This window comes from Agrobacterium burrii (assembly GCF_017313405.1).
GTDB classification, from domain to species: domain Bacteria; phylum Pseudomonadota; class Alphaproteobacteria; order Rhizobiales; family Rhizobiaceae; genus Agrobacterium; species Agrobacterium burrii.
The window spans coordinates 124,623-136,624 of sequence record NZ_JAFLNA010000010.1; the positions used below are offsets into that span (position 1 = coordinate 124,623).

The window sequence follows — 12,002 nt, forward strand, 5'->3', positions numbered from 1 at the left end:
TCTTGCGGAAAATTGCTGCGCAAAAAACAAACTGTTGCGATGCACAAAACATTTGTCAGAGGGCTCGTTTTGCGCATACACTTTGCGCCGGGAAGAGCACTAAGACCAAAAAAAAGAAAATACCATCATCGCGAGGAGGCGGGCATGGCGAAACACGACGGCGAAACAATCATTAAAAAATACGCCAACCGGCGGCTCTATAATACCGGCACCAGCACCTATGTGACGCTCGATGATCTGGCGCAGATGGTCAAGCGCGGCGAGGACTTCAAGGTTCAGGATGCCAAGTCGTCCGAAGACATCACCCATGCGGTTCTGACGCAGATCATCGTCGAACAGGAAGCCAAAACCGGCAATACGTTACTGCCGACGGCGTTTCTGCGGCAATTGATCTCCTACTACGGTGATCAGATGCAGATGGTCGTGCCGACATTTCTCGAACATTCGATGAAGACATTCTCGGATCAGCAGAGCCAGATGCAGGAGCATATGGCTAAGGCGTTCGGCGACGGTTCGCTTGCCCGGAATTTTCAGGCGCCGCTGCAGATGATGGAAGAACAGATCCGCCGTAATACGGAACTGTTCCGGCAGGCGATGCAGGGATTCACGCCTTTCGCAATGCCGCAGGCGCCAAAGGAAACCCGCAAGCCGAACGCGTCCGAAATCGATGAGCTGAAGGCACAGCTGCGCGCATTGCAGCAAAAACTGGATCAGCTCTGATCTGTCTTGTGCGGGCCGATGTCGGGTTTGATCAACCGCATCGGCTGCTGCTTCGAACTTTTAGCCTGCCGTTCTTTCCGGCACGCGCAGCAACAGTAGAAATCCAGCCCCCAGAAATACGATGAGCGTGGCCATGCCGATATGGGCGGAGCCGCTTATATAGGTTGCTATGGAAAACGACAGCGTCGCCATGAAACTCGTGGCACGCCCGGAAAGCGCGTAAATGCCGAAATAACGGCCCGCTTCTGCCACGGTGATATTGCGCGCGAGATAAGAGCGGGACGAGGCTTGGACGGGGCCGAAGGCGAGGCCGATCAGGACGCCATACAGCAGATAGGCCTTTTCCGCGCCTGTCGCGAAGATGCCGCCATTGTCCGCCGTCGATAATTGTATCCAGCCAAACAGGGTCGAGCCCTTTTCCGTGGAGACGATGCCGAGCGTGGCGAGCAGCAGCAGCACCAAACTGATGAGGATGGTGATGCGCGATCCGAGTTTCTGATCGAGCCGCCCGGCGGCAAAGCAGCCTGCGATGGCGACGACGTTGAGGAGAATGCCGAAGAGGCCGATTTCCATCGTCGCCCAGCCGAACATGCCAGCGGCGAACGCTCCGCCCAGAATGAGCACGCCGTTCACGCCATCCTGATAGAGCATGCGCGCGATCAGAAACCGCAACAGCGTCGGGCGGTAACGCAGTTCGCGGAGTGTCATCTTGAGTTCTGAAAGGCCCGAGCGGATCGCCGCTGCAAAGGGCAGGCCCTTTTCGGCGTCCGGGGTTAACAGAAACATCGGCAGAATGAAGATGAGATACCAGAGCGCAGCGAGCGGACCGGTTATTCTGGCGTCCTCGCCGGTTGCCGGGTCGAGACCGAAAAGTGGTTTGATGCCGGCGATGGTCAGCCCGGTCTGCGGGTTGGCGGCCAGAAGCGTCACCACCGCAATCAGCACCACCATGCCGCCCAGATAACCCAGTCCCCAGGCGAGATTGGAAATGCGCCCGACATTTTGCGGGTTGGTCAGTCGCGGCATCATGGAGTCGTTGAAGACGATAGAAAATTCTGCCGCGATGGAGGCGAGGATCATGCAGATGATCGGCAGGATAAGCGGTGAGCCTGGCGCTGCAAACCAGAGGAAAAAGAGGCTGACGATCTTGATGACGGCAAAAAAGGCGATCCACGGTTTGCGTGCGCCGGACTGATCGGCGATGGAGCCGAGGATGGGGGAGAAGAGGGCGATGATGATCGAGGAGACCGTCGCCATATTGCTCCATGTCGCCTGCGCTGAAATCGGATCATCGGTGAGACGGGCGACGAAATAAGGCCCGAAAACGAACGTGGTGACGACCGTGAAAAACGGCTGCGCCGCCCAGTCGAACATGACCCAGCCCCAGATGCCGCGTTTGGCAACCACTGTTTCCGCGTTTGGGTAGGGGACAGTCATTCATCGTCCTATCGGATAATCGGGGAGGATAGAGTGCGGGATGCCGGTCATCCGCTTCGTTTTTCGCCATCCGGGTCGGTAACCCGGATGGCGTTTTTAAGACTGCCGATCAGCGCGCCTGAACGATATCGCCAAGCAGCCCCGCCGCCACCGTCAGGCGAGCGAGGTTGGTATCGCCACTTTCGCTGAGTGCACCCAGCTCGGAAACGATGCGGTTCACCCGCACGCGGTCGGCGGCATACCAGGCCTGAACCGGATCTTTCTCCTTTGCATATTCCGTCAGCGCAGAGATGACGATCCGGCGTCGGGAGGAGGAGATCTGGTCCTGGCTGCGCAGAAGAGCCAGGCTCTCGTAATGATCGGCCGGTGCGATGCGCTGGCTGGAGTCCAGCAGGCGTGCCACACGGAAGGTCGAGGAAACGGTGGCATAGCTTTCGGCGGCGCGGGCAAGCGTCGTGTCCGCACTTTCGGCGATCCGCATGATCTCTGGCACATAGACCAGCAGGGAAAGTGTATCCAGCTCTTCCAGAAGGGTGGAAGGAACGCCGTCGATTTCCGTGACGCCAAGCTCGCGGCGATATTTCGCCGCTGCAGGCGACAGCGTCTTGATGGCGGTTTTCAGGCGCTCGATCTCGGTCGCCATGTCGCCTGTTGCAGCGCCCGCGCTTCGAGTCTGGAGGTAAAGCCTGCTTGCATCGGAGAAGATGCGGGCAATGGTGGCATAAAGCCCGTTCTGGACTTGTCCCCCGATCTTGCCATCAAGCGCGTCGACCTCACTCCACAGACGTTTGAGGCCGAAACCATCCTCGACGATGACGGCCGCCTTGACGACGTCAGCTGCCAGAAGACCGCTTGCATCGCCAAGTTTCTGCACGAAGCCCGGACCACCGCGGTTGACCACGGCGTTGGCGAGCGCGGTTGCAACGATTTCACGGTGCAGGCGATGCGCCTTGATATCGTCCGCATAGTTCTTCTGCATCTTGGCCGGGAAATAGTCGACGAGCAGATGCTGGAGATAAGGCTCATCCGGCAGCGGGCTTGCCACCAGTGCGTCGAACAACGTCAGCTTGGCATAAGACAGAAGCACACCGATTTCCGGTCGGGTCAGCGGCTTGCCAGAGGCATATCTTTCGCTGAACTCGGCATTATCAGGCAGGGTTTCCACCTTGCGGTTCAGCTGTCCGGTTGCCTCCAGCGCGCCCATCAGGCGGCCAAGTTCTTCGCGGTTTGCGAGCCCCAGCCGTTCCGTCAGCGAGATCGCCAGCGATTGCAGGTAGTTGTTGCGCAGCACCAGCTGCGCCACTTCCGGCGTCATGGAGGCAAGAAGCTGATTGCGCTTCGGCATCGTCAAGCGACCGGTATTGACGGCGGAGGCGAGCGCGATCTTGATGTTGACCTCGACGTCGGAGGAATTCACCCCGGCCGAGTTGTCGATGGCATCGGAATTGCAACGTCCGCCCGAAAGCGCATAGGCAATGCGGCCCTTCTGGGTGATGCCCAGATTGGCACCTTCACCGATGACCTTGGCGCGCAGTTCGGTGGCGTTGACGCGGATGGGGTCGTTTGCCCTGTCACCCACCTCGGCATTGGTTTCCACCGCCGCCTTGATATAGGTGCCGATGCCGCCAAACCAGAGGAGATCGGTCGGCGCCTTCAGAATGGCGGTCATGATCTCGAAGGGCGTGGCGGCGGACTTGTCGAGACCGATGGCGGCCACGGCTTCCGGCGTCAGTGTTACCGATTTTTCGGAACGCGAGATGATCATCGCGCCGCCGGAGAGGGCCGAGCGGTCATAGTCCTGCCAGCTGGAGCGCGGCAGTTCGAAAAGCCGTTTGCGCTCAGTGAAGGACTTGTCGGTATCGGGATCCGGATCGATGAAGATATCGCGGTGATCGAAGGCGGCGATGAGCCTGATCTTTTCCGACAGCAGCATGCCGTTGCCGAAAACGTCGCCGGACATGTCGCCCACGCCGGCCACGGTGAAGGGTGTGGTCTGGATGTCGGTGTCCATTTCACGGAAATGGCGCTTTACCGTTTCCCATGCGCCGCGTGCGGTGATGCCCATCTTCTTGTGGTCATAACCGGCCGAACCACCCGATGCGAAGGCATCGTCCAGCCAGAAGCCGGCGTCGCGGGCAAGGCCGTTCGCCGTGTCGGAGAACGTCGCTGTCCCCTTGTCGGCGGCAACGACGAAATAGGGGTCGTCACCATCGAGCCGCAGCGTATCGGCAGGCGGTATGATGGCGTCATCGACGATATTGTCGGTGATCGAGAGCAGGGTGCGGATATAGGTCTTGTAGGCCTCGCGTCCGGCATTAAAGACCTCATCGCGGGAGCCGCCGGCGGAAAGGTTCTTCGGGAAGAAACCGCCCTTTGCGCCAACGGGCACGATCACCGCGTTCTTGACCTGCTGCGCCTTGACGAGGCCGAGCACTTCGGTGCGGTAATCCTGGCCACGATCCGACCAGCGCAGACCGCCGCGTGCGACCTTGCCGAAGCGCAGATGCACGCCTTCGACCTCGGTTCCGTAGACGAAGATTTCGCGGAAGGGACGCGGATCAGGCAGGCCGTCCAGATGTTTCGGATCGAACTTGAACGCCAGGAGGTCTCTTGGCGTACCGTCGCCATTTTTCTGGAAGTAGTTGGTGCGCAGCGTCGCGTCGATGGCGTTGACGTAACGCCTCAGCGTGCGGTCTTCATCGAGATTGGGAACGCCGCTCAATGCCGCTTCGATCGCCTTGTGTATTTCGGCAAGTTTCTTCAGCCGCTTCTTTTCGTCGATAGACGGGTCGAAGCCAGCCTTGAACAGCGCGAAAATATTACGGGAAATGGCCGGATATTTGAAGAGCGTTTCGGAAATATGCTCCTGCGAATAAACAATGCCGGTCTGACGAAGGTAGCGTGCATAGGCGCGCAAAACAGAGACTTCGCGCACGGACAGGCCGCAGGCGAGGATCAGCCGGTTGAAGTTGTCATTATCAACCTTGGCCGAAAAGGCGGCAAGGAAGGCTTCCTCGAGTTTCGGTCCGTCATGCGGCAGGTCGAGTGTCGTGCCCGCCGCGACGGATAGCTCCATGTCGTGCAGCACGATGTCGCGCTTACCGTCATCTGAAACGACACCGATGTCGAAGGTACGCTCGCTGATGACGTTGAAGCCGAGATTTTCGAGCAGCGGCACACGGCGCGAAAGCGGCAGATGGCCGTCGCGGTGGAAAATTTTCAGCGACAGCGTGTCGGCCGGCTGGCCTTCCTGCTGGTAGAATTCAATGCGGACCGGCTCACCATTGGCGGCCGCCAGAATGTCCGGCATGTCGCGGATCGCCTCTTCAGGCGTGAAGGCTTCCTGATAGGCCTGATCGACCTCCAGCACCGGTGCGCCCGGTTCGGACAGGGTGACGAGGTGGTCTATCCAGCGTGCCGCAATATCGCTGACGGCGTCTTCCAGCCTGTCCTGCGCGATGCGCGGCGTCTTGCCTTCCGTGCGGCCGACGATGAAGTGGACGCGGGCGACTGCACCTTCGGGGAAGGCGGGGTAATAGGCGGAAATATGCCCGTCATAGACCCTGCTCAGATAATCGCCGATCTTCTCACGCACATAGGAATTATACTCTTCGCGCGGCACGAAGATGATCGCCGATACGAAGCGGTCGAAGCGGTCGATACGGGCAAGCACGCGCACGCGTGGCCGGTCGCTCAGTTCCATGATCTGCTCGATGAAGCGGATCAGAAGGTCCGTCTCGATCTGGAAGAGGTCGTCACGTGGATAGGCTTCCAGCGTGTTTTGCAGGATGCGGCCGGAGTGGCTGTTCGGATCGAAGCCGAAGTGCCGCTCGACATCCGCGATCTTGGCGCGCAGCAGCGGGATCTGCTTAACAGAACGCGTATAGGCGGTGGCGGTGAAAAGGCCGACGATGCGCAATTCGCCGATGACGTTGCCGTCCTCATCGAAGCGCTTGATGCCGATATAATCCATATAGGCGCGGCGATGCACAATGGATTTTACATTGGCCTTGGTGACGATGAGGAAATCCGGGCCATCCAGGAAGGCGAGAATTTCAGGCGTCGTCGTTACGGCGTTCTTGCCGAGGCGCAGCACGCGCACATCCGGATCGCTCAGGCTGCCCAGGCCGACGCCGTCACCGCGTTCGATCCTGGCGTTCTTCCCCTTGCCGGAATAGGTGTAATCCCGCATGCCGAGGAAGGTGAAATTGTCATTGCGAAGCCAGTTGAGGAATTCGACCGCTTCCGTACGCTCGGTCTTGCGCCGCGAGGAGCCGCGCTTCGATAATTCGTCCAGCGCCTCGTCAAGCTTCGCCAGCATGGGCCGCCAGTCACGATAGGCGGATTGCACCTGTGTGAGGACAAAGCGCAGCCGTTCTTCCAGCGCTGCGGCGGCCTGCTGTGTCAGCGGCGCGATATGCAGCTGGATGAGGCTGATATTCTCGGCGGGATCATCCTCGGGTTCCGCAAGGCGGTAGCCAGCCTGCGCGTCGTCATCATGCACGAGGATGGGGTGGACTGCCAGATAAAGGCCGCGATAGCTGCTGGTGACCTCACCCATGACCGAATCATAAAGGAAAGGCATGTTGCGGCCGATAATGGTCAGGACGGTTACCGGGATATCGCGCGGTGAAACGCCTTCCACCTGGGTGATGCTGATGTGGGGCGTCTCTCTGGTCCAGTGCGAAAGCGCCTGGAAACTGTGAGCCGCGCTCGCCGCCAGCATCTCGGCGGAATAATATTCTATATCGTCGGCACTTGCCCTTCCATAAAGAATACCTGGATCAAGAAATTGGACATTTTCGGCAATTGCCTGTTGGCGCGCTTTTTCGATCTGTTTTTCGCGTTTTGGATTATTTCTGTAGCCCATTTGACGTGGATTCCTCCAAAAATCACACTTTAATGTAAAAAAGCACCGTCAATTTACGGATTTTGCCTTTTCAGTCGAATCGGATATTGGCGTGGAATTACGAAGAGTTTAAGAGGCTTTCGTATTTCTTTGGTTGGTAAGTGAAATTTTTTTGCTTCTTTTGCCATGAGGGTCTGTCGCGAAGCATTTGACAGTATTTTAGCGACTAATTTTTAGGCGGTTATTGAGCCGCCATGTGATGTTGCGGCCACGGTCGAAGCAAATTATTGATTTGCGCCTATTTTTGTGGTACACCAACGACACTGATCCACAGCGTGGCATTTGTGTGCCCAAAAACACCACGAAAGCAACACCTCTTTTGCACGCGGTTTCCGTGACATATCGAGCGTTTACGTTATCGAACCCCGCAATGCGGGAAGGTGTTTTTTTGCGTACACGGCTGGACCAGTGCGGAGTCACTTGACGGTTCCCCCGTCTCATCAGGGCCTGACCGACCCAACCCCGGCATTGCCGGGTATGTAACAGGGAGTTTTTAGAACGAATGACGACCCAGCAGAAGAAATCTCCAGCACATCACGGTTTCAAGACCGGTGAAGCGATTGTGTATCCCGCTCATGGTGTCGGTACCATTTCTGCAATCGAGGAACAAGAAGTCGCCGGCATGAAGCTTGAGCTTTTTGTCATCGATTTCGAAAAAGACAAGATGCGTCTTAAGGTTCCCGTCGCTAAAGCTGTGAGCATCGGCATGCGCAAGCTTTCCGAAGGCGATTTTGTCGAGCGGGCGCTGAAAGTGGTGCAGGGCAAGGCACGTGTGAAGCGTACCATGTGGTCGCGCCGCGCCCAGGAATATGATGCGAAAATCAATTCCGGCGATCTTATCGCGATCGCGGAAGTGGTACGCGATCTTTACCGTGCCGAAAATCAGCCGGAGCAGTCCTATTCCGAGCGTCAGCTTTATGAAGCTGCTCTCGATCGCATGGCGCGCGAAATTGCCGCCGTCAACAAGATGTCCGAAACCGAGGCTGTTCGCCTGGTGGAAGTCAACCTTGCCAAAGGCCCCAAGCGTGGCAAGGCTGTTGAAGAGGACGATTCTCAGGACGAAGCCGCTTAATAACCGGCCTCTTCCTTCTAAAAAAACCCGCCACGAATGGCGGGTTTTTTGTTGCCCGATTGCACGATGCGCTTCAAAGAATGCGGATTTTCGTGCCTTTGCGCATGTGGGGCAGAATACGCCGCATGTCTTTAGGGTGGAGGGCGACGCAGCCGGCGGTCGGCTCATATCCCGGACGGATCAAATGCATGAAGATCGCCGAGCCCCGGTTGCGGCTTCTTGAGGTGATGTTCCAGTCGAGCACCAGGCAGACGTCGTAGAGACCGTCCTTGCGCATCATTTCTTCATGGCTTGGCGCAAAGGGCGTTTTGACCAGCCTGTTGTAATTGGCGCTACGGGGTTCGTCACACCATAGCATGGATCTGCGCGTCCGCTGCATCGGCAATGTTGTGGTGATGCCGGTATTGCGGTCGCCGCGATAAAATCCGTACAGCAGGTGGGTGAGGGAAATGGGTGATTTGCCGTCTCCCTCGCGTTTCATCGCGGTGCGGCCATTGCGCCCGATCGCGGCGGCAAAGGTGAGGTGCCCGAGCTGGACGATGGCACGGCTGGTTTTTGAGGGAGCCGGCCGAACCATGAGCGTTGATGCGCGTTTACGTTGTCTTGGCGAGGGGTTGCTCATGTTTTTCACGAGATTTTGCTTTGCAGGTTATTTAACGTGAAGTCATAGCACTTCGTTATATCATGGCAATGGGTTGACCTTTTACCGGCAAACCGCTGAATTGGCTGATAATTAGAGCGCCGTGCGTTATTATCGATGCACAGCGAGCGCTCTAACTCTTTTAAACTACGCCTCGTGCCTTCCTAAAATCGAGCCCGATTTTTTGAGCCGAGGCGCTAAAGTAAGAAAGGCTGAGAATCCGAATGACGGCTCGCACAATCCTTCTGGTGGACGATGACGACGATCTTCGGGAGACGCTGACCGAGCAATTGTCTCCCTATGAGGAATTCTCGCTGCTGAGCGGTGCAAATGCCGCGCAGGCGATGCAGACCGCCAAGACCGCCCAGGTTGACCTCCTCATCATGGATGTAGGCCTTCCGGACATGGACGGCCGCGAGGCCGTGAAACTGTTGCGCAAGGGCGGCTTCAAAGCGCCGATCATCATGCTGACCGGCCATGACACCGATTCCGACACGATCCTCGGGCTTGAAGCGGGTGCCAATGATTATGTGACGAAGCCGTTCCGCTTCGCCGTGCTTCTGGCGCGCATCCGGGCGCAGCTTCGCCAATATGAACAGAGTGAAGATGCGGTTTTCACCGTTGGTCCCTATCAGTTCAAGCCCAGCCAGAAGCTGCTGACGACCGAAGACGGCAAGAAAATCCGGTTGACGGAAAAGGAGGCGGCGATCATCCGTTATCTCTACCGCGCCGGCAGCGCCGTCGTTACCCGAGACGTCCTGCTGGAAGAGGTCTGGGGTTACAATTCCGGTGTGACGACGCACACGCTCGAAACGCATGTGTATCGTCTGCGTCAGAAAATCGAGCGGGATCCTTCCAATGCCGAAATTCTGGTCACCGAGAATGGCGGCTACAAGATCGTTCCCTGAACAGGGACCTGATGGCTTAGAGCCTGCCGGGCGCATCTGAAAAAATCGCGCGGCGCTCTAACGTCTTGTATTTTGAAGGCTGATATTGGAAAACCGCTCTAGTGATGCAGGCGGTTTTCCGGAGTAACGAACGACATGGCCTTGACGGACGATATCATGCTGCTGGGGCAAGTGCCGTTGTTCGCTGGCTTCAGCGACGACCAGTTGCGGCTCATCGCCTTCGGTGCGGAACGCCGCCGGGTATCGGCGGGCCAGACATTGTTCCGGGAGCATTCGCCGGCGGAATGCGCCTTTGCGGTGACATCAGGCCATTTCGAGCTTTTTTCGGCGGGGCGAGACGGCAAACCCGAACTGCAGGCGACACCGGGCAAGGGAGCGCTGCTTTCGGAGCTTGCCCTTTTCACCCTCTGCGAAAGGAAATTCACCGCCGTTGCGGCGGAGGATTCCGAAGTCATACGGATAACGCGCATCCTCTTTCACCGGCTGGTGGAGGAGTTTCCGGAGGTCGCCGATATCGTGTCGGCGCGCATCCGTGACAATATCGCCGCGCTCGCGGCGGGTGCGGCCCGTTTACAGAACCGCTTCGTCTGAGATCGTCCGGAAAATGCCGGTTCAGAACCGGAAATGGGCTGTAACCGGAACGTGGTCCGATGGCCGGTTCCAGCCGCGCGCCTCCTGCAATATGTCGATTTTTTCGAGCGAGGCGCCGAGATCCTGCGATGACCAGATATGATCGAGACGCCGGCCACGATTGGCCGCTTCCCAATCCTTGGCGCGGTAGCTCCACCACGTATAGATTTTTTCCGTCTCCGGCACGTTCAGGCGCATCAGATCAAGCCAGTTGCCCTGCTTGATGATATCAAGCATGCCGTCGGTTTCGACAGGCGTGTGGCTGACGATCTTTAGAAGTTGTTTGTGTGACCAGACGTCATTTTCAAACGGCGCGATGTTGAGATCGCCGACAAGGATGGACGAGGTGCCGGGCACGCCATCGGCACGCAGCGCCTTCATTTCCTCGATGAAATCGAGCTTGTGGCCGAATTTCGGATTGATCGACCGATCCGGCTCGTCGCCGCCGGCCGGAACGTAGAAATTATGCAGCCGCACGCGGCGCGACCCGACCTGAAAAATCGCCGAGATGTGACGCGCATCGCCGATACCGCAATAGTCCTGCCGGTGGTCTTCGGTCAGCGGGATTTTCGAAGCGATCGCCACACCGTGATAGCCCTTCTGGCCGTGGATGATGACGTGCTCGTAACCCAGTGCCTTCAGCGGCTTCATCGGAAACTCGCCATTCGGGCATTTCGTTTCCTGCAGGCAAAGAATGTCGGGTTTGTAACGCACCAGAAACTGCTCAACGATCGGCATTCTCAGCCTGACAGAGTTGATGTTCCAGGTGGTTATCGAAAACGACATGCATGTGCTCCGCGTTTGCTGCCCCGAACTCCGTTGTTTCGAGACATGTTTCCGGGGCGCAGGCTTATAACATCGCGATGAAAACGGGAATGTATTTTAGCGGCAAAATGAAAAAGGCGACCGCGAGGCCGCCTTCGAACCGTTTTTCCAAAATAGACGGTGCTCAGCCGCGCTTGCGCACTTCCTCATAGTTGATGTTGAAGACGCGCTCATCGAGGTTCACGCCCGTCTGGACGTTGAAGATCATGACGGTGGTGTCCTTGTTCTGGGCGTCGGTCGTTGTCCATTGCCTCAGATCGAAGGTTTTCGGGTCGAACATCAGGGTGATGGTCGAATCGCCGAAGATGCTCTTGTCACCCAAAACGATGGTGGTCAGGTCTGACTCTTCCTTCACGTTCCGGACCTTCTGGTTGCCGAGATCGATCTTGTCGGACAGAAGCAGGCTGAGAGGGGTCTTGGACAGCGGATAGAGATCCCAGGTCTTCAGCTTCATGTTGCCGATAACCACATTCTTGCCATCGGCAATGACCCGCATGGGTGAGGGGTCTTCATAATTGAAGCGAAGCTTGCCCGGCCGTTCGATGTAGAATTTACCGCCGGTCTGTTCGCCGCGCGGGCCAAACTGCACAAATTCGCCCATCATCGTCTTGACCGACGAGAAATGATTGGCAATTTTCTGTGCGGTTGCGCCATTGCCGGCTGCCTGGGCAAAGGCGTCAAGCGGCGACAGGCCCGCCATGACCGCAGCCATGGAAAATGCCGTCAGCACGCCACGCCGCGTCATCCCTTTTTCAGGTGCGCTTGCGGTGGCCGTTTCGCCGGTAGTGAGGTCGTTCATTCTGTTCTCCTTCATCGCAGCGATTGTCCGCATAAAAGGCGGCGGCTTCATGACGTTGGACG

9 protein-coding genes are annotated in these 12,002 nt (G+C 57.6%); 4 read left to right on the top strand and 5 right to left on the bottom strand.

The window, feature by feature from the left end:
- Positions 1-144: 144 nt before the first annotated feature.
- Positions 145-720 (top strand): polyhydroxyalkanoate synthesis repressor PhaR, encoded by a 576-nt coding sequence (phaR, locus tag JZX89_RS18680; RefSeq protein WP_003520279.1) that lies wholly within the window; start codon positions 145-147, stop codon positions 718-720.
- A 60-nt stretch (positions 721-780) separates the two neighbouring features.
- Here phaR and JZX89_RS18685 read toward each other — a convergent pair whose 3' ends face one another.
- Together JZX89_RS18685 and JZX89_RS18690 are read right to left on the bottom strand one after the other, a co-directional pair.
- Complete coding sequence (locus JZX89_RS18685) at positions 781-2,157, bottom strand: MFS transporter (RefSeq protein ID WP_207134990.1); 1,377 nt, start codon at positions 2,155-2,157, stop codon at positions 781-783.
- A 109-nt stretch (positions 2,158-2,266) separates the two neighbouring features.
- Positions 2,267-7,027, bottom strand: a complete 4,761-nt coding sequence (locus tag JZX89_RS18690) for an NAD-glutamate dehydrogenase (protein ID WP_207134991.1) — start codon at positions 7,025-7,027, stop codon at positions 2,267-2,269.
- Between the two features lie 541 nt (positions 7,028-7,568).
- Between JZX89_RS18690 and JZX89_RS18695 the strand changes: the two genes are divergently transcribed.
- Positions 7,569-8,138 carry a CarD family transcriptional regulator gene (locus JZX89_RS18695; RefSeq protein WP_004444078.1) on the top strand — a complete coding sequence of 190 codons (570 nt, stop codon included), beginning with the start codon at positions 7,569-7,571 and terminating at the stop codon, positions 8,136-8,138.
- Between the two features lie 73 nt (positions 8,139-8,211).
- Here the strand turns inward: JZX89_RS18695 and JZX89_RS18700 are convergent, their stop codons facing one another.
- Positions 8,212-8,715: a L,D-transpeptidase family protein gene (locus tag JZX89_RS18700; protein WP_207134992.1), complete on the bottom strand. Its 504-nt coding sequence runs from the start codon at positions 8,713-8,715 to the stop codon at positions 8,212-8,214.
- 287 nt (positions 8,716-9,002) lie between these two features.
- Between JZX89_RS18700 and JZX89_RS18705 the strand changes: the two genes are divergently transcribed.
- Both JZX89_RS18705 and JZX89_RS18710 read left to right on the top strand, forming a co-directional pair.
- The gene (locus JZX89_RS18705) at positions 9,003-9,686 is read left to right on the top strand and encodes a response regulator transcription factor (protein ID WP_003492637.1); all 684 of its coding nucleotides are present in this window, start codon (positions 9,003-9,005) and stop codon (positions 9,684-9,686) included.
- Between the two features lie 135 nt (positions 9,687-9,821).
- The gene (locus JZX89_RS18710; protein ID WP_207134993.1) at positions 9,822-10,277 is read left to right on the top strand and encodes a cyclic nucleotide-binding domain-containing protein; all 456 of its coding nucleotides are present in this window, start codon (positions 9,822-9,824) and stop codon (positions 10,275-10,277) included.
- Between the two features lie 21 nt (positions 10,278-10,298).
- Here the strand turns inward: JZX89_RS18710 and JZX89_RS18715 are convergent, their stop codons facing one another.
- Complete coding sequence (locus JZX89_RS18715; protein ID WP_207134994.1) at positions 10,299-11,102, bottom strand: exodeoxyribonuclease III; 804 nt, start codon at positions 11,100-11,102, stop codon at positions 10,299-10,301.
- Between the two features lie 163 nt (positions 11,103-11,265).
- Positions 11,266-11,991, bottom strand: a complete 726-nt coding sequence (locus JZX89_RS18720; RefSeq protein WP_174374317.1) for an outer membrane lipoprotein carrier protein LolA — start codon at positions 11,989-11,991, stop codon at positions 11,266-11,268.
- Between the last annotated feature and the right edge of the window lie 11 nt (positions 11,992-12,002).

Excerpts from the sequence above, each read along its gene's own strand:
- JZX89_RS18710 (WP_207134993.1), top strand. The coding sequence starts at position 9,822 with ATGGCCTTGACGGACGATATCATGCTGCTGGGGCAAGTGCCGTTGTTC.
- JZX89_RS18715 (WP_207134994.1), bottom strand. The coding sequence starts at position 11,102 with ATGTCGTTTTCGATAACCACCTGGAACATCAACTCTGTCAGGCTGAGA.
- JZX89_RS18690 (WP_207134991.1), bottom strand. The coding sequence starts at position 7,027 with ATGGGCTACAGAAATAATCCAAAACGCGAAAAACAGATCGAAAAAGCG.
- phaR (WP_003520279.1), top strand. The coding sequence starts at position 145 with ATGGCGAAACACGACGGCGAAACAATCATTAAAAAATACGCCAACCGG.
- JZX89_RS18695 (WP_004444078.1), top strand. The coding sequence starts at position 7,569 with ATGACGACCCAGCAGAAGAAATCTCCAGCACATCACGGTTTCAAGACC.
- JZX89_RS18720 (WP_174374317.1), bottom strand. The coding sequence starts at position 11,991 with ATGAAGCCGCCGCCTTTTATGCGGACAATCGCTGCGATGAAGGAGAAC.
- JZX89_RS18705 (WP_003492637.1), top strand. The coding sequence starts at position 9,003 with ATGACGGCTCGCACAATCCTTCTGGTGGACGATGACGACGATCTTCGG.
- JZX89_RS18685 (WP_207134990.1), bottom strand. The coding sequence starts at position 2,157 with ATGACTGTCCCCTACCCAAACGCGGAAACAGTGGTTGCCAAACGCGGC.
- JZX89_RS18700 (WP_207134992.1), bottom strand. The coding sequence starts at position 8,715 with ATGGTTCGGCCGGCTCCCTCAAAAACCAGCCGTGCCATCGTCCAGCTC.